Source organism: Edaphobacter flagellatus (assembly GCF_025264665.1).
GTDB lineage: Bacteria > Acidobacteriota > Terriglobia > Terriglobales > Acidobacteriaceae > Edaphobacter > Edaphobacter flagellatus.
Genome location: NZ_CP073697.1, coordinates 3,600,355 through 3,620,758, shown reverse-complemented (window position 1 = coordinate 3,620,758; position 20,404 = coordinate 3,600,355). Strand labels below are relative to the sequence as shown.

General features: G+C 57.9%; 19 protein-coding genes. 7 read left to right on the top strand and 12 right to left on the bottom strand.

All coding sequences use genetic code 11. The features are described from left to right. Nucleotides 1-60: 60 nt before the first annotated feature. The 7 genes from rplC to der all read right to left on the bottom strand — a co-directional run bounded on the left by rplC (nucleotide 61) and on the right by der (nucleotide 8,169). Nucleotides 61-804, bottom strand: coding sequence for a 50S ribosomal protein L3 (gene rplC, locus KFE13_RS15125; protein WP_260703924.1), 744 nt, complete (start codon nucleotides 802-804; stop codon nucleotides 61-63). Nucleotides 805-906: 102 nt separating this feature from the next. Next, the gene (gene rpsJ / locus KFE13_RS15120) at nucleotides 907-1,224 is read right to left on the bottom strand and encodes a 30S ribosomal protein S10 (protein WP_013581294.1); all 318 of its coding nucleotides are present in this window, start codon (nucleotides 1,222-1,224) and stop codon (nucleotides 907-909) included. A gap of 70 nt (nucleotides 1,225-1,294) precedes the next feature. Next, nucleotides 1,295-2,482 carry an elongation factor Tu gene (tuf, locus tag KFE13_RS15115; RefSeq protein ID WP_260703923.1) on the bottom strand — a complete coding sequence of 396 codons (1,188 nt, stop codon included), beginning with the start codon at nucleotides 2,480-2,482 and terminating at the stop codon, nucleotides 1,295-1,297. Between the two features lie 53 nt (nucleotides 2,483-2,535). Continuing rightward, nucleotides 2,536-4,623 (bottom strand): elongation factor G, encoded by a 2,088-nt coding sequence (fusA, locus tag KFE13_RS15110; RefSeq protein ID WP_260703922.1) that lies wholly within the window; start codon nucleotides 4,621-4,623, stop codon nucleotides 2,536-2,538. A 79-nt stretch (nucleotides 4,624-4,702) separates the two neighbouring features. Beyond that, nucleotides 4,703-5,173: a 30S ribosomal protein S7 gene (rpsG, locus tag KFE13_RS15105; RefSeq protein ID WP_162403574.1), complete on the bottom strand. Its 471-nt coding sequence runs from the start codon at nucleotides 5,171-5,173 to the stop codon at nucleotides 4,703-4,705. Nucleotides 5,174-5,243: 70 nt separating this feature from the next. Beyond that, nucleotides 5,244-5,627, bottom strand: a complete 384-nt coding sequence (rpsL, locus tag KFE13_RS15100) for a 30S ribosomal protein S12 (protein WP_014263802.1) — start codon at nucleotides 5,625-5,627, stop codon at nucleotides 5,244-5,246. A 766-nt stretch (nucleotides 5,628-6,393) separates the two neighbouring features. Continuing rightward, on the bottom strand, nucleotides 6,394-8,169 hold the full coding sequence (der, locus tag KFE13_RS15095; protein ID WP_260703921.1) for a ribosome biogenesis GTPase Der: 1,776 nt from the start codon (nucleotides 8,167-8,169) through the stop codon (nucleotides 6,394-6,396). Between the two features lie 148 nt (nucleotides 8,170-8,317). Between der and KFE13_RS15090 the strand changes: the two genes are divergently transcribed. The 5 genes from KFE13_RS15090 to KFE13_RS15070 all read left to right on the top strand — a co-directional run bounded on the left by KFE13_RS15090 (nucleotide 8,318) and on the right by KFE13_RS15070 (nucleotide 12,855). After that, nucleotides 8,318-10,342, top strand: coding sequence for an ATP-dependent DNA helicase (locus tag KFE13_RS15090; RefSeq protein ID WP_260706979.1), 2,025 nt, complete (start codon nucleotides 8,318-8,320; stop codon nucleotides 10,340-10,342). A gap of 8 nt (nucleotides 10,343-10,350) precedes the next feature. Further along, complete coding sequence (locus KFE13_RS15085; protein WP_260703920.1) at nucleotides 10,351-10,596, top strand: hypothetical protein; 246 nt, start codon at nucleotides 10,351-10,353, stop codon at nucleotides 10,594-10,596. Nucleotides 10,597-10,695: 99 nt separating this feature from the next. Continuing rightward, nucleotides 10,696-11,073, top strand: coding sequence for a 6-carboxytetrahydropterin synthase QueD (queD, locus tag KFE13_RS15080; protein WP_260703919.1), 378 nt, complete (start codon nucleotides 10,696-10,698; stop codon nucleotides 11,071-11,073). 6 nt (nucleotides 11,074-11,079) lie between these two features. Continuing rightward, entirely contained in the window at nucleotides 11,080-11,763 is a 684-nt protein-coding gene (locus KFE13_RS15075; RefSeq protein ID WP_260703918.1) for a 7-carboxy-7-deazaguanine synthase QueE, read from the top strand. 30 nt (nucleotides 11,764-11,793) lie between these two features. Beyond that, complete coding sequence (locus tag KFE13_RS15070; RefSeq protein ID WP_260703917.1) at nucleotides 11,794-12,855, top strand: purine nucleoside permease; 1,062 nt, start codon at nucleotides 11,794-11,796, stop codon at nucleotides 12,853-12,855. Nucleotides 12,856-12,866: 11 nt separating this feature from the next. Here KFE13_RS15070 and KFE13_RS15065 read toward each other — a convergent pair whose 3' ends face one another. The 4 genes from KFE13_RS15065 to KFE13_RS15050 all read right to left on the bottom strand — a co-directional run bounded on the left by KFE13_RS15065 (nucleotide 12,867) and on the right by KFE13_RS15050 (nucleotide 16,380). Then, nucleotides 12,867-13,331, bottom strand: coding sequence for a DUF1440 domain-containing protein (locus KFE13_RS15065; protein WP_260703916.1), 465 nt, complete (start codon nucleotides 13,329-13,331; stop codon nucleotides 12,867-12,869). A 44-nt stretch (nucleotides 13,332-13,375) separates the two neighbouring features. Beyond that, the gene (gene mctP, locus KFE13_RS15060; RefSeq protein WP_260703915.1) at nucleotides 13,376-14,893 is read right to left on the bottom strand and encodes a monocarboxylate uptake permease MctP; all 1,518 of its coding nucleotides are present in this window, start codon (nucleotides 14,891-14,893) and stop codon (nucleotides 13,376-13,378) included. A gap of 47 nt (nucleotides 14,894-14,940) precedes the next feature. Continuing rightward, complete coding sequence (locus KFE13_RS15055; RefSeq protein ID WP_260703914.1) at nucleotides 14,941-15,519, bottom strand: hypothetical protein; 579 nt, start codon at nucleotides 15,517-15,519, stop codon at nucleotides 14,941-14,943. 66 nt (nucleotides 15,520-15,585) lie between these two features. Continuing rightward, nucleotides 15,586-16,380: an enoyl-CoA hydratase/isomerase family protein gene (locus KFE13_RS15050; RefSeq protein ID WP_260703913.1), complete on the bottom strand. Its 795-nt coding sequence runs from the start codon at nucleotides 16,378-16,380 to the stop codon at nucleotides 15,586-15,588. Nucleotides 16,381-16,481: 101 nt separating this feature from the next. Between KFE13_RS15050 and ribH the strand changes: the two genes are divergently transcribed. Both ribH and nusB read left to right on the top strand, forming a co-directional pair. Next, nucleotides 16,482-17,366 (top strand): 6,7-dimethyl-8-ribityllumazine synthase, encoded by an 885-nt coding sequence (gene ribH, locus KFE13_RS15045; protein WP_260703912.1) that lies wholly within the window; start codon nucleotides 16,482-16,484, stop codon nucleotides 17,364-17,366. Continuing rightward, a complete protein-coding gene (nusB, locus tag KFE13_RS15040) occupies nucleotides 17,367-17,789 on the top strand; it encodes a transcription antitermination factor NusB (RefSeq protein WP_260703911.1) in 423 nt (140 codons plus the stop codon). It abuts the gene before it with no gap. 84 nt (nucleotides 17,790-17,873) lie between these two features. Here nusB and KFE13_RS15035 read toward each other — a convergent pair whose 3' ends face one another. Continuing rightward, nucleotides 17,874-20,282 (bottom strand): hypothetical protein, encoded by a 2,409-nt coding sequence (locus tag KFE13_RS15035; RefSeq protein WP_260703910.1) that lies wholly within the window; start codon nucleotides 20,280-20,282, stop codon nucleotides 17,874-17,876. Between the last annotated feature and the right edge of the window lie 122 nt (nucleotides 20,283-20,404).

Below are 20,404 nucleotides of genomic sequence, written 5' to 3'. Positions count from 1 at the left end.
TTTTACCGGTCTGTTCTCCGAGCAGAGTTTGTTGCTTACTTCATGCTGCCTGCTTACCACCTACTTCTTCTTGGCCGAAGCCTTCTTCGAAGCCTTCAGAGCGTCCTTCGTCGCTTCACCGGCAAAACCACGACGCTCGCGCGGCGGAGCCTTGGCCTTCGAGATCAAAACATATCCGTCACGCGGTCCAGGAACTGCACCCTCGACCAACAGCAGGTTCTCGTCCAGATCAATACCCCGGATGCGGAGGTTACGGACCGTCACCTGATCGTGTCCCATATGGCCGGGCATGCGTTGGCCAGGAAAGACACGCGAAGGAAACGACGATGCACCGATCGAGCCCTGCACCTGGAACATGTGACCGTGCGACTTGGGGCCACCACCGAAAGCATGACGGCGGATGACGCCGGCAAAACCACGGCCCTTTGAGGTGCCGATAATGTCGACAAACTTCTCGTCGGAAAAGATGTCGACCAGAATGCGGTCGCCAGCCTTGAGCGCTCCGTTCGATTCCTCGCCTTCCTTCGCCGCAGCAGGAGCCTCAACAGCAACTTCCTTGAGAACGCGGACCGGAGGAACATTTGACTTGGCGAAGTGGCCGGTCATGGCCTTGTTTACCTTCGAAGCCTTTACGAAGTCGACGTAGCCGATCTGAGCGGCATCATAGCCGTCCTTAGCCAGCGTTTTGAGCTGCGTTATAACGCAGGGACCGGCCTTGAGCACCGTGACGGGGTGAACCTCACCCTTATCGTCAAACACCTGCGTCATGCCGACCTTCTTGCCGAGAATTCCGTTGACTGACATCTTTCTTTCCTTTCCTCATCATGCGTTGCTTCAGCCACGCACTGTAGGTACTACCCTTCAAAATCCACAGCCCTAAACTTTTACTCTTCAGGCCAAATCCGGTTACTTCTGAACCGTCTTGATCTCGACGTCCACACCTGCGGGGAGATCGAGCTTCATCAGAGCGTCCACCGTCTGCTGCGTGGGCTCAAGGATATCGATCAGGCGCTTGTGCGTACGAATCTCGAAAGCCTCACGCGACTTCTTGTCGACATGGGGCGAACGAAGAACGCAATACTTATTCTTCATCGTCGGCAGCGGAATCGGCCCTGCAACCTGTGCGCCCGTGCGCTTTGCCGTCTCGACGATCTCACCGGTGGAGGTGTCGAGTACGCGGTAGTCATAAGCCTTCAAGCGAATCCTGATTCTCTGTCCTGCCATCGTCTTCTCTCTTTTCTGTGCGCAAAGAACTTGTTTGAGTCGCCGCCTGCTGAAACAGGCGGCGCTCTCGTTACTTGATGATTTCGGAGATGGTACCAGCGCCGACGGTGCGTCCGCCTTCGCGGATGGCGAAGCGGAGACCCTTCTCCATCGCCACCGGCGTGTGCAGCGTGATCTCCAGCTGGATGTTGTCGCCCGGCATCACCATCTCGGTGCCTTCCGGAAGCTTCGCCGATCCCGTCACGTCCGTCGTGCGGAAGTAGAACTGCGGACGGTAGCCGTTGAAGAACGGAGTGTGACGTCCACCCTCTTCCTTCGACAGAACGTACACCTCGCCCTTGAACACCGTGTGCGGCGTGATCGAGCCGGGCTTCGCCAGCACCATGCCGCGCTCCACGTCTTCCTTCGCCGTACCGCGCAGCAGCAGACCGGCATTGTCGCCCGCCAGACCCTCGTCCAGCTGCTTCTTGAACATCTCCACGCCCGTTACCGTCGTCGCCTGCGTGTCGCGGAAGCCCACGATCTGTGCCGCCTCGCCGACCTTGATCTTGCCACGCTCGATACGACCCGTTACTACAGTTCCACGGCCCGAGATCGAGAAGATGTCTTCGATCGGCATCAGGAACGGAAGGTCGACCATGCGGTCAGGCTGCGGAACGTTCTTGTCCACCGCTTCCATCAGCTCGTCGATCTTGTCTTCCCACTGCTTCTCGCCGTTCAGTGCGCCCAGCGCAGAGCCGCGGACCACAGGAACGTCGTCGCCCGGGAAGTCGTACTTCGACAGCAGCTCGCGGACTTCCATCTCCACCAGGTCCACCAGCTCCGCATCCTCAACCGCATCGCACTTGTTCAGGAACACCACGATGTACGGCACGCCAACCTGACGAGCCAGCAGAACGTGCTCCTTGGTCTGCGGCATCGGACCGTCGGTCGCTGCCACCACCAGGATCGCGCCGTCCATCTGCGCTGCGCCCGTGATCATGTTCTTGATGTAGTCGGCGTGGCCGGGGCAGTCCACGTGAGCATAGTGACGGTTCGCCGTCTCGTACTCCACGTGCGAAGTCGCAATCGTAATACCGCGCTCGCGCTCCTCAGGTGCGTTGTCGATCGTGTCGAACGAACGAAACGCGTTCTTCGGGTTGTGCTTCGACAGTACCTTCGTGATCGCCGCCGTCAACGTCGTCTTGCCGTGATCGATGTGCCCGATCGTCCCAATGTTCACGTGCGGCTTGGACCGGTCAAATTTTTCCTTCGCCATTGCTCTCTCCGTCTTCCTTGAACTTCTTCAAAACTGCGTCAGTGAATGACTCACTATTCCTTGCCCTGCACCTTGGCGATAATCTCTTCCGAGACCGACTTCGGCGCCTCTTCGTACTGCTTGAACTGCATCGAGTAGTTTGCGCGTCCCTGCGTCGACGAACGCATGTGCGTCGCGTAACCGAACATCGTCGAAAGCGGTACCGTCGCCTTGATTGCCTGCGTTCCGCCGACCATCTCCATACCTTCGATACGGCCGCGGCGGGAGTTGAGATCGCCAATAATCGTTCCCATGAACTCCTCAGGAACAGTGACTTCAACATCCATCACTGGCTCAAGCAGAACAGGCTTCGCCTTCTTCGCTGCCTCTTTGAACGCCATGGAGCCAGCGATCTTGAACGCCATTTCATTCGAGTCGACGTCATGGTAGCTTCCGTCGTACAACGAGACCTTGATGTCGACCATCTCGTAACCAGCAAGCACGCCGCGCGTCATCGCGTCCTGAATACCCTGGTCGATCGGCTTGATGTATTCCTTGGGAATCACGCCGCCCTTGATGTCGTTCGAGAACTCGTAGCCTTTGCCCGGCTCATTCGGCGAGATGCGAATCTTGGCGTGGCCATAGTTACCCGAGCCACCCGTCTGACGGATGTACTTGCCCTCGGCCTCAGCATTCGAGCGAATCGTCTCGCGATACGCCACCTGCGGCTTACCAACATTAGCCTCGACTTTGTACTCGCGCATCATGCGATCGACGATGATCTCGAGGTGCAACTCTCCCATACCGGCGATGATCGTCTGGCCCGAATCGGGATCGGTATGCACGCGGAACGTAGGATCTTCCTGGGCCAGCTTGGCCAGCGCCATGCCCATCTTCTCCTGGTCCGCCTTGGTCTTCGGCTCCACAGCAAGCTCGATAACCGGCGCCGGGAAGTCGATCGACTCAAGCACAACCGGGGCCTTCTCCGTGCAGATCGTGTCACCAGTGATCAGATTCTTCAGGCCAACCGCAGCGCAGATATCGCCCGCAAGAATCTCGGTGATCTCTTCACGCTTGTTGGCGTGCATCTTCAACAGACGGCCGATACGCTCCGTCTTGCCCGTACGAGGATTCAGAACCGAATCGCCCGTCTTCAACGTGCCCGAATAGACGCGGATGAAGATCAACTGCCCGACGAACGGATCGGTCATAATCTTGAAGCCAAGCGCCGCAAAGGGCTCGTTGTCGTCTGTTTTACGGGTGATCTTCTCTTCCATATTGTCCGGATTGGAACCAACAATCGGAGGAATATCGATCGGGCTGGGCAAATAGTCGACCACAGCATCGAGCAGCGTCTGAACACCTTTATTCTTGAATGACGAGCCGCAGAGAACCGGGAAGATATGCATTCCGATGGTCGCCTTACGGATGCCCGCCTTGAGCTGCTCGACTGTCGGCTCCTGTCCCTCAAGATAGAGGTGCATCAACTCGTCGTCATGCTCCGAGACGGCCTCGATCAGGAAGTGACGGGCCTCTGTGGCCTTCTCCACCAGATCAGCAGGAATCTCTTCGACGGAGTACTGCGCGCCCATCGTCTCGTCGTGCCACAGAATGGCTTTCATCGTGACCAGGTCGACGACACCGGCAAACTTCGACTCCGCGCCAATCTGAATATTGATCGGCACAGCGCGAGCGCCGAGGCGATCGACAATGGTCGAGGTGGCATAGACAGCATCAGCCCCAGCCTTGTCCATCTTATTGATGAAGCAAATACGCGGAACCTTGTACTTCGTAGCCTGGCGCCACACCGTCTCCGACTGAGGCTGCACACCGGCAACCGCATCGAAGCAGGCAACCGCGCCATCGAGCACGCGGAGCGAGCGCTCCACCTCGGCCGTGAAGTCCACGTGGCCAGGGGTGTCGATGATATTGATGCGGTGGTTCTTCCAGGTGCAGGTGGTCGCAGCAGAAGTGATGGTAATACCGCGCTCCTGCTCCTGCTCCATCCAGTCCATGGTGGCAGTGCCCTCGTGCACCTCACCGATACGGTGCGTGATGCCCGTATAGAAGAGGATGCGCTCGGTCGTCGTCGTCTTGCCGGCGTCAATGTGCGCCATGATTCCGATGTTCCGGCAACGATTCAGAGGTGTAGTGCGTGCCACGATCCGTCTCTCATCTGCGGGAAGAACCCGCGGTTCAAACTACGTTGAAACTAAAATCCAAACTTCAGCAAAGAAGCGATTACCAGCGATAATGCGCGAAAGCCTTGTTCGCTTCAGCCATGCGGTGAACGTCTTCCTTCTTTTTCATCGCAGCGCCACGGCCATTGGCCGCATCCAGCAACTCAGCAGTAAGCTTCTCGACCATGCCCTTTTCGCCACGAGCGCGACCGTAGGTCACCAACCAACGAATCGCCAGCGAAGTGCGACGCTCGGGGTTGACCTCGATCGGCACCTGGTAGTTCGCACCGCCAACGCGGCGGCTCTTCACTTCGAGCAGAGGCTTCACATTCTCGACAGCCTTCTTGAACAGCTTCAGGGCCTCGTCTCCACCCTTCTGCTCAAGGTTTTTCATTGACTCATAGAAAATCCCTTGCGCAGTCGACTTCTTACCGCCCCACATCATCGAGTTGACGAACTTCGTCACCAGGGTCGATCCGTACACCGGATCCGGAGCAACCTCACGCTTTGCGATATAACCTTTTCTCGGCATTCCTTCTTCTCTCTTCTTCCCCCAGCGCGGTGACTTCTCACGAGCTGGGCTTGATTGCTAAAAACTTCGTTTACTTGGCAGCAGCCTTCGGACGCTTCGCGCCGTACTTCGAGCGGCTCTGCTTACGGTTGGCCACTCCGACCGAGTCGAGCGTGCCGCGCACAACGTGATAACGGACACCCGGCAGATCCTTCACACGGCCGCCGCGAATCAGCACGATCGAGTGCTCCTGCAGGTTGTGGCCAATACCCGGAATGTAGGTCGTCACTTCGATGCCGTTGGTCAGGCGAACGCGGGCGACCTTACGGAGCGCCGAGTTCGGCTTCTTCGGCGTCTGGGTGTAGACGCGGGTGCAGACGCCGCGACGCTGCGGCGAACCCTGCAGCGCGGGGCTTGCAGTCTTGTAGCGAGTGGGCGTGCGGCCCTGCTTGACGAGCTGATGAAACGTAGGCACTCGAACTCCTTGGCGTTGCTAAACCTAACTTTTGTCAGGCGCACAGAAGGATTCAGGCTTCGCTTTTGCCATACACGCGCAAAAGTGGGGACGCACATTGCGCCTCCAAGCGAAGTTCAATCCTGCTTCGCGTCTGTAAAAACCTCGTACAACCCTGTACAACCAGACGAAAACAGTCGACGGTGGCTGAGTCTCTAGGGGTCGCCTGCTCGAAAGCCGACTTTCAACCCGCTCAACTCCGTTTCGCTGTTCCGGTCCACATAGCCCATCCAAGGTGGAGGGTGTCGCAGACTCGTATTCGATGGGCCGCAGACTTCCGCCTCCCGATTGCTCGGGCTGCACTGCGGTTCTCTTTCACTTGTATCCAGTGTAACGCAACTTTGCGATCATCACCCGATAAAACGGATGAAAATCCTCTGCTCGCTGGGCTTTTCTCTGCCCTTGCCGAGCCTGGCTCCCTCTCGGTCGCTACAGCCCGGTCCGGATACTCACGGAACTGTATAAAAATAGCAATATTCGAGGGCGAAGTCAACGACAGGAATAGCCCTTATTTTGCAAACGCTCTTCAAAGCCGTCATTCCAAGCAACGCGGCTCCGCCCATAGCCAAGGAATCTCCGCATTTCCTTGCGGAGGCCCTGCACGCAACAGAAATCCGGTCTCCTTCCGTTCCTCCGGCAGCAAGGTAACTTTTTGCGCTGCCGCGCAGGTAACCATTCCAATATCCCTTTTCTTTCGAATACTTTGCAAAAATTCGACCGGAGGGGCTCACCCCTTCTTGTTCCGCGCCTTCACCTTGAACCAGATCGGCGAGCCAATAAATCCGAACTTCTCCCGTATCTGGTTCGCCAGAAACCGCTCGAAGCTGAAGTGCAGCTTCACGTCCTTGTCCGTGAACAGCACAAATGTCGGAGGAGCCACCGCTGCCTGCGTCATGTAGTAGACGCGGACCCGCTTCGACATCGGGACCGATGCTTTCTGGAAGTCCACCGTATCCAGAAAACGGTTCATGTTTCCCGTCGAGACGCGCTTCCGCCGTTCGCGCGCCACCAGCTCCACCTTTTTGAACACCTGATCGACACCCCTGTTCTCCATCGCCGAGATGAAGACCAGCGGAGCGTAATCCAGAAACTTCAGCGAATCGCGCACCTGCTCTTCGTAAATCTTTTTATCCGCAGGGGGCTTGCCGTTCGTGCGATTCGTTGTCACCGCATCCCACTTATTGACCACGATAATCACGCTGCGCCCGCTCTCATGCGCATATCCGCCGATATTCGCATCCAGAGCCGTCACACCCTCAACGGCATCGATCACCAGCAGCGAAACATCCGCCGCCTCCAGGTGCTTCCTGGCCATCACCACGGAAAGTTTTTCGGCCATCAACTTCGTCTTGCCTTTCCGGCGAATACCCGCCGTATCGACAAACCGAAACAGATGCCCGTCACGCTCCACCACCTCGTCCACCGCATCTCGCGTCGTACCCGCGATGGGTGACACAATCGCGCGCTTCGTCCCTGTCAGCGCATTCAGCAGCGTCGATTTTCCTACATTCGGCCGCCCGATGATCGCGACCTTCGTCTCCAGCTGCAGATACTCGCCATGCGTGCGCAGCAGCGGCTGAGGCCCATCTTCGTCCTCGGCTATTTCGTCATCGGCCGTTAGCATCACCTCGCTCGGCTCGTCAGCAACCGTCTCTGGAGGAAGCGCCGCAAAGACCTCGTCCAGCAGATCGCCGATACCGGTTCCATGCTCTGCTGAGATCGGTAGAACATTGCGAAAGCCAAGAGCGCGAAAGTTCTCCGCCCCCGCAAGCAGCTCCGCCGAATCCATCTTGTTTACGGCGAGAAAAAGCGGCTTGCCGCCACGCAACAGCAGCCGCGACAACTCGATGTCGGGAGCCGCAATCTCGGTCCTTCCATCGACAACCATCACAATCGCATCGGCCTCTTCCAGCGCAACCTGTGCCTGACGAAAGATCTCGCTCGGAATCAGCGCTTCATCATCAGGAATCACACCGCCTGTATCGACCACGCGCACGTCACGCCCAGCCCATTCAATCTCGCCGTAGATGCGATCGCGCGTAATGCCCGGTTCATCGCCCACGATCGATCGGCGTGAGCCGGTCAGCCGGTTGAACAGTGTCGATTTGCCGACATTTGGCCTCCCGCAGATGGCAATCAGCGGAACCTTCTCATCCAGTGTTTCTTCCTTCTCGCGAGCTCTTTCCGTCGAGTAGCGCGTCGCCTCAAGCTCCGCCTCGCGCCAGTCGCGCTGCTCATCTGCCACCTCTGGTGTCGCTGCCTTTGCCCGCGAAACCGGACGCCGTTCATCGCCGCGTAGAATTACGCGAGCCTCGCGCTCAGGCGAACGCTTCGGCAGCCGCTTCAGCTTCTCCGCCGCAATCTTCTTCGCCGACAGCTGCTTGCGCGTCTTCGGAGCAACTGCGCCGGTTGTCGCTGTGGACTTCTGGGCACGCCCCTTCTTTGGCCGCGTGCTGGCCTGCCGGTGCTTCTTTCCTAGCCGCTTCTGATTCTCTTTCGCCACCGCAGTCCAGCTTTCCCCTCACCCGTTCGCAGGCGAGGCCATTCCAAAATCGCCACTTAGGACGTGGCAGCCAACAATCTGTCTATTATAGAAACTAGAGAGTCTTTGCCGCTTCTTCGCCCCTGTGTCTGCAACCACGCCCATCACGATGCAGCCCCCGCCGCTCGAGCCCGGAGAGCGCCTGCCGTCGCTACACGACTTCTTCGCGCCAGGCGGCATTCTCTCTCGCTCCTCACTCAACTTCGAGCACCGCAAAGGCCAGTACGAGATGGCGCGCGCCGTCGAACAGGCCTTCAAAGACAAGCGCCACCTTATCGTCGAAGCAGGTACAGGAACCGGCAAGACGCTCGCCTATCTTCTGCCCGCACTCAGAAAAGCGCGCGACCAGCAGCAGCGCATCATCGTCTCGACCGGCACGAAAAATCTTCAGGAACAGCTCTACTTCAAGGACATTCCGTTCCTCGAATCATTGCTCGGACCGCTGAAGGTCTGCTACATGAAAGGCCGCGGCAACTATCTCTGCCGCCATAAACTCTACGCTCTGCGCGACAATCCGCTGCTCAACGGCCTCGAGGAAATCGAGCAGTTCCATCACATCGCTGCTTGGGAGAAGACGACCGAGACAGGCGACCGAGCAGAGATCGACGCTCTGCCCGAAACCTCCGCGCTGTGGCCCAAGCTCGACGCCCGCACCGAGGCCTGCCTCGGCCAGAGCTGCCCTGACTGGGAGCGCTGCTTCATTACTGCCATGCGGCGCAAGGCGCTCGAGAGCGAGATCGTCATCGTCAATCACCACCTCTTCTTTGCCGATCTCAGCATCAAGCAGCAGGCGGGAAACGCGCCAGACGCAGGCATCCTGCCCGAAGCCGCAGCGGTGATCTTCGATGAGGCACACGAGCTCGAAGAGGTGGCCTCAAACTACTTCGGCATCGGCCTCAGCACCTCGCGCATCGATGAACTTGTTCGCGACACCGAGATGATGCTGCGCGCCAGGCAGGCTTCGACCTCGGCCATCGAAAGCGCCTGCTCTACGCTGCAGAATCGCTCGCGCATGTTCTTCGGCGCGCTGCCAGGTGAAACCAGCGGTGCAGGTCGTATGCCGTTCCTCAACCGTGCCGACTTCCTCGAAGAGAGCGGCGACTACTACACGGCCACGCTCAACGCCCTCACACGGCTTGAAGGTGAACTGGAGCGCGTGAAAAATGTCGAGGAGTCGCAGGGTCTGCGTAAGCGCACAGCAGACATTCGCTCGCACCTCAACTTCCTGCTCGAATCCACCGATCACAACACCGTCTTCTGGATCGAACGCCGCGCTCTCGGCGGAGTACGCAACCTGGCGCGTAGCCACGGTCATGCCCTCAACACGCACCTGCAGGCAACTCCGATTGATGTCTCGGAGCTACTTGCAACGACGCTCTTCGCGAACTACTCCAGCGTCATCCTCACCTCGGCGACGCTCACCGTCTCCGGGGGCTTCGAGCACATTCGCAAGCGGCTGGGGCTGAACCCAGCGCGAGAGTTAATTGTTCCATCGCACTTCCAGTACGAACGACAGGCGCTGCTCTATCTGCCGCCCACGATGCCCGATCCACGCGAGCCTGACTTCACCGATCGCGCCGCCGAACGCATCCGCCGCGTACTTGAGATATCGCAGGGACGTGCTTTCTGCCTCTTCACCAGCTACACACAGATGCGCACCATCTACGAGCGCATGTGCCAGGAGCTGCCGTATCCATTGCTGCTGCACGGCACAGCTCCGCGCCACGTTCTCGTTCAACAGTTCCGCGAGACGCCGAATGCTGTGCTCTTCGGCACATCCAGCTTTTGGCAGGGAGTCGACGTGCAAGGCGAGCAGCTAAGCTGCGTCATCATCGACCGCCTCCCTTTCGCCGTCCCCACTGATCCCATCGTCGAAGCACGTATGCGAGCCATCGAAGAGAATGGCGGCAAGCCTTTCTTCGACTATCAGGTACCGAATGCTGTAATCACGCTGAAACAGGGCTTTGGACGCCTCATTCGCTCGCTTGGAGATCGCGGCGTGTTGATGCTGCTCGATCCTCGTGTGCGCCGTCAGCGATATGGACGCATCTTCCTCGACAGTCTTCCGCCATATCGCCTGACTGAAGAGATCACCGATGTGGAAGCTTTCTTCCGCCCGGACGCCATAAAATAGCTGTAGTCATGGGGCGCAATCTTTACATCCTCGCAGCTACTCTGCTGGTGCTCTCGCTAGTCTCCTGCGGACTGGCCTATACCAACATTGCGCAACAGCCTGGTTCTCCGGGAGATGTCTCTCTGTGGCGCACTACAGGTCTGGGGCTCTTTGTCGTCGCATTGGTTGTAGCGCTGGCTGGAATCCTTTCCGCGCTCTTCGAGCAGGCCGAACGCCGCGCGGAAGAAGACCGCCGCCAGCGCCGCAAGTCCTAATTCCGGTCTCGAAACGGTACAATAGATGAGGGCGAGTCCGCGCTTCTTACTGCGAAAATCTCACTCCGTGCGGGCCTGTTGAAAGGTATTGGAAACACCATGTTTGAAGTCACCGTAGAAGCCGGGTTCTCTTCCGGCCACTACCTTCGCAACTATCGCGGCAAGTGCGAGAACCCGCACGGCCACAATTACAAGGTCTACGTCACGCTGATCGGCGAGGAGCTTGACGAGGCTGGCCTTCTGCTCGATTTCAAGCTGCTCAAACAGGTGATGCGTCCTGTGGTTGACTACCTGGACCATCAGATGATCAACGACCTCGAACCCTTCACGACGGTCAATCCTTCTGCGGAAAATCTCGCCAAATACTTCTTCACGGAAACCGCGAAGCAGCTTCGCGATATGACAGCAGGGCGCGTCAGGATCAAGGACTGCACGCTGTACGAGACCGATACAAGCTTCGCCCGGTATTACGAGTAAGCCAACATGCATCTGATTGAGCTGTACAAATCCGTACAGGGCGAATCGTCCTTCGCCGGCCTGCCGTGCATCTTTGTGCGACTTGCCGGATGCAACCTGCGCTGCTCGTGGTGCGACTCGGAGTACACCTTCTCCGGCGGCAAGCCGTTTACTGAGGACGAAGTCGTCGCTCAGATTGAAGCCCTGGCGCCATGCAAACTGGTGGAGTTCACTGGCGGCGAGCCGATGCTGCAGGCACGCGAACTGCTGCCCCTCATGGAGCGTCTTCTCGCCTCAGGTTACACGCTCATGATGGAAACCTCCGGCGAGCGCCCGCTGGCCGATGTTCCCAAGGCTGTGCACAAGATCGTCGATGTAAAGTGTCCTGGTGCTGGGGCTGCCGCGAACTCGTTTCGCAGGGAGAACCTCGACGCGCTGACGAGCCGGGATGAGGTCAAGTTCGTGATCAGCGATCACGCCGATTATGAATTTGCGCGCGACTTTATCCGCGAGCATGCACTGGAGAAAAAAGCCGGACAGATACTACTCTCGCCCGCATTTCAGAAGACCCCGAGCCCGCTGCGCACCGCCGACAACATGGCGCTCGACCCGCGCAAGCTGGTGGACTGGATGCTCGAAGATGGACTTCCCGCACGGCTTTCATTGCAGATTCACAAGTTCATCTGGGAGCCGCAAAAGAAGGGCGTCTGACATTCGCCGAGGCTGCGCTACCATGCGAATATGCGCCTCTTTGCTGCCTCCTCTCTTCTGTTTGCGACTACGTGTTTTTTCGCTCAAACCTCTACTACTGCAAAACCGATTGAGATCAAAGTGGTCGTCGTCAACATGTTTGAGGTTGGCGCCGACACAGGCGACGCTCCCGGCGAATATCAGTACTGGGTGGAGCGCGAGCATCTCGACACGGTGCTGCCGTTTCCTCAGGGCTATCACGATCTGCGCATGAATCATGACGGCGTCCTTGGCGTGCTTACTGGAGTCGGCACGGCGCGCGCTGCAGCAACCATCATGGCTCTTGGACAGGACCCTCGCTTCGACCTGTCGCATGCATATTTCGTCGTCGCCGGTATTGCGGGCATCGATCCAGCAATGGGCTCGATTGGCTCAGCCGTATGGTCCGACTACATCGTCGATGGCGACCTAGCGCACGAAATCGATGCCCGCGAGATTCCCAAGGACTGGAAGACGGGATACGTTCCGCTTGGCAAGTCGACACCCTACGAGCAGCCACGCACAGCACGCTTTGGTGATGACGGCAACGTCTACCACCTCAATCCCTCGCTCGTCGATTGGGCGTTCCAGCTCACAAAAGACATCAAGCTTGAGGACACGCCTGCCATGGCGGAGCGGCGACAGCAGTTTGAGGGCGCGGCGGCAAAGCGGCCTCCGTTTGTACTGCGTGGAGCGAATCTCTCGGCCTCAACCTTCTGGCACGGCAAGCTGATGAACCAGTGGGCGCACGACTGGGTCAGCTATCAGACAGACGGCAAGGGCACCTACGCTGTATGTGGCATGGAGGACACTGGCACTCTGCAATCGCTTACCTGGCTTGCGCGAGCAGGAAAAGTCGATATTAACCGAGTGCTGGTTCTGCGCACGGCATCGAACTATGATCAGCAGCGGCCAGGCAAGACCGCGGCTGAAAGCCTTGCCGAAACGAAGATTCGGCAGTACAGCGCTTACATGCCTTCGTTAGACGCAGCCTATCGCGTCGGACATGTTGTCGTGGACAACCTCGTCACCAACTGGAATAAGACGAGGGACTCGATCCCCTCACATGAGTAGAGTTAGCGGTCTTAGTCGATGGCACGACGCACGATTCGCCGGACTAACTCTGTGACGACCCCGTAGACGACATAGGAAGCGACCTCGCTGGTTCGCTCACGACTGGTCTGCTCCGCAGCTCCAGCGGTAAGCCCCAGCGCCGAGAGCGGGCTGTCATGACTCAATGCCACCAGGGCCATGCCAAAGCTCGCTCCCTGCTTTGCCGTAGCTGCGGGATAGACTTCAGCTGCTGCTCCGTAAGCTGCACCTGCTGCTGCTCCCATCCCAAGGTGAAGCGAGCTTTCTGCGACGCGCTTCTGCTTTTCCGAAAGCTTTCGATTCGTCATCCTGCGTGCCATCAAAGACGAGGTACTCTCATGCCTGCTGCTTGGTGGATAAAATTTTTCTGCAGCCTTCTTAGCCGCAGCACCGGCAATACCGCCGATCAATCCGGCAAGCGCGCCCTTTACCAGGGATCTCGTTCGTGTTTTCGTCACGCAGGTTCACCTCAAACATTCAGATCGCAGACTGCGACAACAGCTTACCCAATATAAGCCGAAGCGTCCGTTGTATCTTCGCCGCCGCGAACTCCCACTGCGCGGAACAGCAGTGTGAACACAACGGCAAGCCCAAGATTCAGTAGCAGAGCTGGCACAGCCGCGTACATCGCCCAGGTTCCTCCCAGCCAAGCTGGAAGATGAAGCGGGTAGACCGAGCTTTTGAGCCCAAGCGCGGCAGCCATCGCTGTTCCAGAAGCCATGCCTGCCGCCCACCCAATAACCAGAGCCCACGGATTGAACCAGCGAGTGAACACGCCGATCACAATCGACGGAACCATCTGGCAGATCCAGATGCCTCCCAGCAACTGCATCTCAATTGCATACGGTGTAGGCAGCCACAACACAAAGACCAGCGCGCCAAACTTCACCACCAGCGAGACGACCTTCGCCATGTTCGACTCCTGGTGCGGGAGCATCTTGCGGCCAGTCAATTCGCCATAGATATTGCGTGTGAACAGGTTCGACGCAGCAATCGACATAATCGCCGCGGGTACCAGCGCGCCGATGGCGACCGCAGCCAGGCAAAAGCCCGCGAACCACTCCGGGAACGATTTCAAGAACAGCTGCGGAACAGCGGAGCTTGTATCCTTCGTTGCATCGATGCCGGCTGCCAAGGCCAGATATCCCAGCAGAGCTACTAGACCAAGCAGGAAGCTATACGCCGGCATCATCGCTGCATTACGGCGAACCACATTAGGGCTCTTTGCCGAGAGCACGGCAGTAGCCGTATGTGGGTAGAGCATCAGAGCCAGCGCCGAGCCGATGGCCAGCGTCGAATAGCCAAGAAACTGCGTCGGCTTGAGGTTAATCGTGCCCGGAGGCGTATGCTTCGCCAGCGCCTGATTGGCCATTGCGAAGACGTGAGCATAACCGCCCAGCTTGATCGGTATGACGATCAGTGCGGCAATCACCATGATGTAGAGCATCACGTCCTTGACGATGGCGATTACGGCAGGCGCACGCAGTCCGCTCGAATAGGTGTACGCAGCGAGGATGATGAATGCAGCCGCCAGCGGCCACTCGCCATGCAGCCCCATGGATGAGATCACGACGCGCATGCCCACCAGCTGCAATGCAATATATGGCATCAGCGCCAGGATGCCCGTCAGAGCAATCGCCAGCGTAAGCCAGCGGTTGCCGAAGCGCCCGCGAATGAAGTCTGCGAAAGTGACATAACCATGCCGATGACACACACGCCACAGGCGCGGCAGCACCACCATCATGTAGGGATACGTAATGATCGCGTATGGAAGCGCGAAGAAACCCATCGCGCCAGCTCCGTAGAGAGCAGCAGGAACAGCAATGACGGTATAAGCCGTGTAAAGATCCCCGCCGACGAGAAACCACGTAATCCACGTGCCAAAGCTGCGACCTGCCAGCCCCCACTCTTCCAGAGAAGCTATGCCCGCCTCAGGCCTGCGCCATCGAGCTGCCCAGAAGCCTGCCAGTGTGACCAGAACAAAGAAGAGGCAGAAGACGGCCAGCGCAGTGGTATGCAATCACAAACTCCTATGTCGATTGAACCCATCCTAACGCAAGCGAAGACCTACAGCCCACGGCTGGAGTCATTCCACTCGTAGGTCACGACGCCAAGATCGCCGAGCATCTTGAGCACCGTCTCCACATTGCGCCGGACCTCAGCTCGCGCGCTTACTGGAACCTCGTGTGCTTCTTCTACCGCGACCACGCGTCCATAGGGCCACGCACTCTCAGGAATTGCATTCAACGCCGTCGGCAGGTCGCTGACGCGCACATCCAGATTGCGACGCCGCGCACCAACCGGACGCAGCAGACCACCCTGCCCCATCGGGCTTGGATTGGCATCCGCTATCAGCACATGCAGGGTAACCATACCTCCCTGAACCGTCAGATAGGGGTTCTCCCACGAGGTCAACGACCGCACGGCCATGTAACGCGTCTTCGAAGGAGGAGGAATCAGCTCCAACTGCTGCCGCGCCGACTCCATTGCCTGCTGTTGCTGCGCGGCAAGGGTAGCCGATGGCTGGGCCGCCGTAGCTGAAGAGCGACTGCAGCCGATGAAGGTAAGGGGCAGAGCTAAAGCGCAGGAGAGGAGAGTTGCGAGCGAGAATCGCTCGGCTGAGGTGTGCATATCGGATATCAGCATACCAAGCTTTTTCCCGGTATTTCGACTGTTTTTACGTCTTTCAAGCAGTTTCAAATCGTGTGTAGTTCAGCGACCGCTCCAAACCGGGTGACGCTTCTCAAGAAAGGCCTTTGTCCCCTCCGCTTTGTCTGCCGTCCCACAGAGACGGCCAAAGATTCCCGTCTCGATCCGCAGCGCATTCTCAAGATCACGCTCGGCTCCCCGGTATACGGCCTCCAGACAGCCTGTAACCGCCAGCGGGGCCATTGACAGAATCGCCCGCGCCAGCTCCTGGCCTCGTTCCAGCAACTGGTCTACCGCGACGACCTCATCGACGAGGCCAATCCTCAATGCCTCCTGCGCAGAAATAATCTCGCCCGTAAGCAGCAGTTTCAATGCTGCCGATGAGCCCACAAGCCGAGGCAGCCGCTGTGTGCCGCCATAGCCGGGGATTAGTCCCAACTTCACCTCCGGCTGTCCCAGCGTCGCGTTCTCCGAAGCAATACGCATCGTGCACGCCATCGCCAGCTCGCAGCCCCCGCCCAGGGCAAATCCATTGATCAGGGCGATCACTGGTTTCCCACACGTCTCGATCTGACGAAAAATATTCGTCCCCTTGCGGGACAGAGCACGCCCAGTGACCCGGTTTGTCGTTGTCAGCTCCTTAATATCGGCTCCAGCAGCAAAGGCCTTAGCTCCTTCGCCGGTTAGCAGGATGACACGGACCGAAGGGTCCTTCGCCAGAACCATAAAAAGATCGCGGAGATGATCGAAAACCTGCGCATTGAGCGCATTCAGCACGTGCGGACGATTGATTCGGACAGTGGCAATATGATCGCTTACCTCGCAGACTACCGATTCCGTGCTCTTTGTCGCTTCCATAGAACTCTCCTGATCGCACAATAGTGTCTGTTTGTAATCGCCCTTCGCCCACGATACTACCTCGCCCGGGAAAGTATCATGATGACGATACAATCGTACTTATGATCAAAGGAATAACTCTGGTCCGTGAGGTGGCCTCCGCGGATGCACACGATAAGCTGAGCCAGCTCCTGCTCTCACTGGGCTTTGAGCAGGGCAAGGGCTGGGACGATGGTACAGGCCGGGGTGTCGCCCTGCTGGCCCCGCTCGGCAACCTGGAGTTGATCACGGGCCGTCCGCCGGCCGTTCCTTCCATTCTGATTGAGGTCTTCAACCTTGATGCCATCCACTCGGCCGTGCACCAGTGGATGCTGGCCAACTATCGCAGCGAGGACGTGGCCTCGCTCCTGGGCTCACCCGAGTTGACCCACTGGAACAGCCGTCTCTTCACGGTAAAACTTACCGACGGCAACACCGACGGTCTTGTGCTCGGCTTCTGGCAGTCCGAGAACCCCCTGCATGGCAAGCCTGCAGCGATCGAAGGCGATCTTTCTGCCGCTGGCATGCGCTTTGCCATCGTTACCGCCCGCTGGAATGCTGTCATTACCGATCGGCTGCTGCAGGGCTCCCTCGACGCTCTTCATCGTAGCGGAGCAGCAAAGGCCGACATTGAGATCGTCCGCGTTCCTGGCGCATGGGAAGTCCCCTCCGCAGCCCGCACGCTCGCTGAGACGAAGCGCTTCGACGCCATCATCACGCTCGGCTGCCTGATTCGTGGTGAAACAGCCCACTATGAAGCCATCTACAACGAAGTCGCCCGCGGCATTGGTCAGTCACAACAGGATACCGGCATCCCGCATGCCTTCGGTGTGCTTACCTGCGAGACGCTTGAGCAGGCACTCGATCGCGCCGGCATCAAGGCCGGCAACAAAGGTTTTGAGGCTGCCATCGCCGCCATCGAAATGGTTTCCATCCAGAGAAAGATCAAAGCGGAGGACAGCAAGTAAATGGGCACGCGACGCAAATCCCGCGAGCTGGCGATGCAGATGCTCTTTCAGGGCGACCTGGGCAAACAAACTCCTGAGCAGGTAGATAAGCTGTTCTGGGCCTCCCGCGACGACGTCGATGACGATACGCGCGCCTTCGCCGAGGATATCTATCGTGTCGCCACCACACGACAGCCGGAGATCGACAAGCTCATCGAGGCACACGCGCAGAATTGGCGTCTCGAGCGCATGGCGGTCGTCGACCGCAACCTCATCCGCGCAGCAGTAGCCGAAATGCTTGGCAGCCCGAACACGCCAGCAGCCATCATCATCAATGAGTCACTTGAGGTTGCCCGTCGCTATGCAGCGCCTGAGTCCATACACTTTCTTAACGGCGTACTCGATGCCATTGCCCGAGATCTGCTAAAACAGCGTCTCGCATAAAGCACATAAACAACAATCGAAACAAACTACAGCAGAAAGCCCGCTTCTATCCGAAGCGGGCTTTCTGTTGTATTGATTCCTTGTTTACGAAGTAGCCTTACGCGGATGCTGAACAACCAGGTTAGGCGTCACATAAGTCGAAGGTGCATCCGTGCCATTGGAGCAAGTCGAACCGGTGCTGTTGGGGCAAACGTACTGTGGCAACTTCGGATTGATCGTCTGCGTTGGATCGTCCTTGAGAGTCGAGCGGCTGATCAGGTGGACCTGATTATCGCCTGATGTTCCGACATAGAACGTTGTATTGTCCGAGCTGATTGCACCGGCAACCGGAGCCGTTGCTCCGCCCGTCAGCGCGACCTGTGTCAGCGCCCCGGTTGCGGGGGTGTAAACCGGTAGCGATCCCGATCCGGTGTACGTAACCATGGCAACGCTTGAATCAGACGTCGGGATAACTCCTGTAATCGCAGTAGCCGTCACACCCATCGGAATGCTGTTCTGCGATATGCGATTGGCCGTGAAGTATGTAGCTGGAACAGGTGCAGGGCACTGTCCAATCGGGAGCCCCCCCGGTGTGGAAGACGTTCCTGCCTGGAAGGCGAGATCAACAATCGAGGCTCCTCCAGTCACCGTTGCACCGAGAATATGCAACCCATCGTTCGTCGCCGCGACCCGGTCTGTTGGAACTGTAGCTGTGTCGGCCAACGGATAGTAGGCATTCGTAATCGAAGTTGTATTCGGCGGTGTCCCTGTGATCGTCGTGCTTGGGCAGTAGCTGCGACCTGTTGTCGAGGCTCCAGCCAAGTAAGCACCTACGCTCGGCACCGTCACGGCAACATCGGTCGCATTTGCTCCGAGCCCAACCAGGTTCCAACCGGTGAAGCTGGAGTGAACCAAAAGCTGATTGCCCGGTACTACATTTCCGTTCACATCGACCGAACCCAGCGTGATATATGCTGTTGCGCTATCCGGTGTGAACTGCGCACGCATTGCTACTCCGCCATATGTCGACGAGATCGTTCCGCTTGATGTGGTGTAAAGATATGTCAGCTGCTTGCGCGGATCTGAAACTACCAGTGTGGTTCCGTCTGGCGAGATTGCAAGAACCTGGCCTGCCACGCTCGCGTCTTCTTTGGTCAAGCTGTTCGTCGTGGCATTGAAGACCATGATCTCGGTCGTCGTTCCCATGTAGATCGATGCGCCGTCGTTCGACAGGACCATCGAATTCGGTGCAAGAGGAAGACGTACCGGAGCACCAGTCGTCAGATTCGTAAAGTCAATCGGCAGGATATAGCGTGACTGCGTGCTGCCAATCCAAAGCAGCGTGCTATTCGTTCCCGGAGTTGTTACTGTCACCGGATTCGAAGCTACAGGCGTGCCATTGCCAAACAGGCCAATCTGATTGATTGGCGAAGGATTGCATGTAGGTGGCTGGCAGATTGCCGTAATCGAAGCTGCCCCCGGAAAAGCAGGTGTAACCGTACCGGTTGAAGCAGCAGGAATTGTGATCGGCGTTGTCGAAATAAAGGTTAACGCCAGTCCTGTCAAAATCGTGTTGTTGATGTCCGTCGCGACGGCCGAAAGCGGCTGCGTATTATTCTGGTTCACCACAATATTGGTCTTGCCACCTGTGTTTGGCACGGTCATCGCGATTTTGACTGGCGGGCACGTGGAGAAGAAGCCGGCGGACGAACCAGCCTGCGTCAGATTGGCGCTGATGACCGTCGAACCTGGCTGCTGCGCCGTGACCACGCCGTTCTCATCGATCGTTGCAACCGAGGTTGTCTGGGCAGCGAATGAGAGGTGGCCTACCTGGCAGGTGATGTTGTTGCCATTTGAATCGAACGCGCGCGCCACCAGCTGCGCCGTCTTTCCCTGTGAGATGCAGGCTGTCCCGGTATACGCGGGAGCCGTTACCGTAGCTTGCGCCGCAAGCGGGCAGCAGTTCGACGTTGGGTCGTTCGTGCAGTCAGTTGTAGGCGACCCCAGCACAATGCTCGTCACCTTCGGATGGATAAAGATTGGCAATGGATTGCTGTTCGCGCCGCCGCCCGAAGCCACAACATAAACCTCACCCGCAAGCCCCGTCACATTGCAGGTCGTGTAATCAGGAATGCCGCCACCAGTGTTGCGGTTCCACTGACCAGCGCACAGCTTTCCAGCATTTGCGCCCGAGGGAACGACATCAGCAATATAGGGAGCTGCAATCGCATGGCCCGTAGCATCAAACACGCCATAGGTATATGAGGAAACATTCACTGTGTTGCCGTTGCAGTCCGTCGCTGTCGGCGTAGCTACCTGGCCAATCTGGCCCTGGTTCAGCGAGATTCCATAAATCTTCGGCAGCAGCGTAATCGTCGTCACCTGGCCAACCAGGGGGCCGCTTCCGTCCGCGCTGCATGAAACCGCCTTGGCTCCCTTCGAGCAGCCGGATATCGAAATACCAAATGGAATCGTAAAAAACAGAAGTACCGCTAGACTGACAAACCGACGCATTGAACCTCCCCGTTCAACCGGAACGCAAGCTGAACGGTTTCACCGCATACGCTGAATTCCCGAGGCTTCAGTGTATAAAGCCGAAGTCTCCCGAGGCAAATAGTGGAGCTGATGTTTTGACG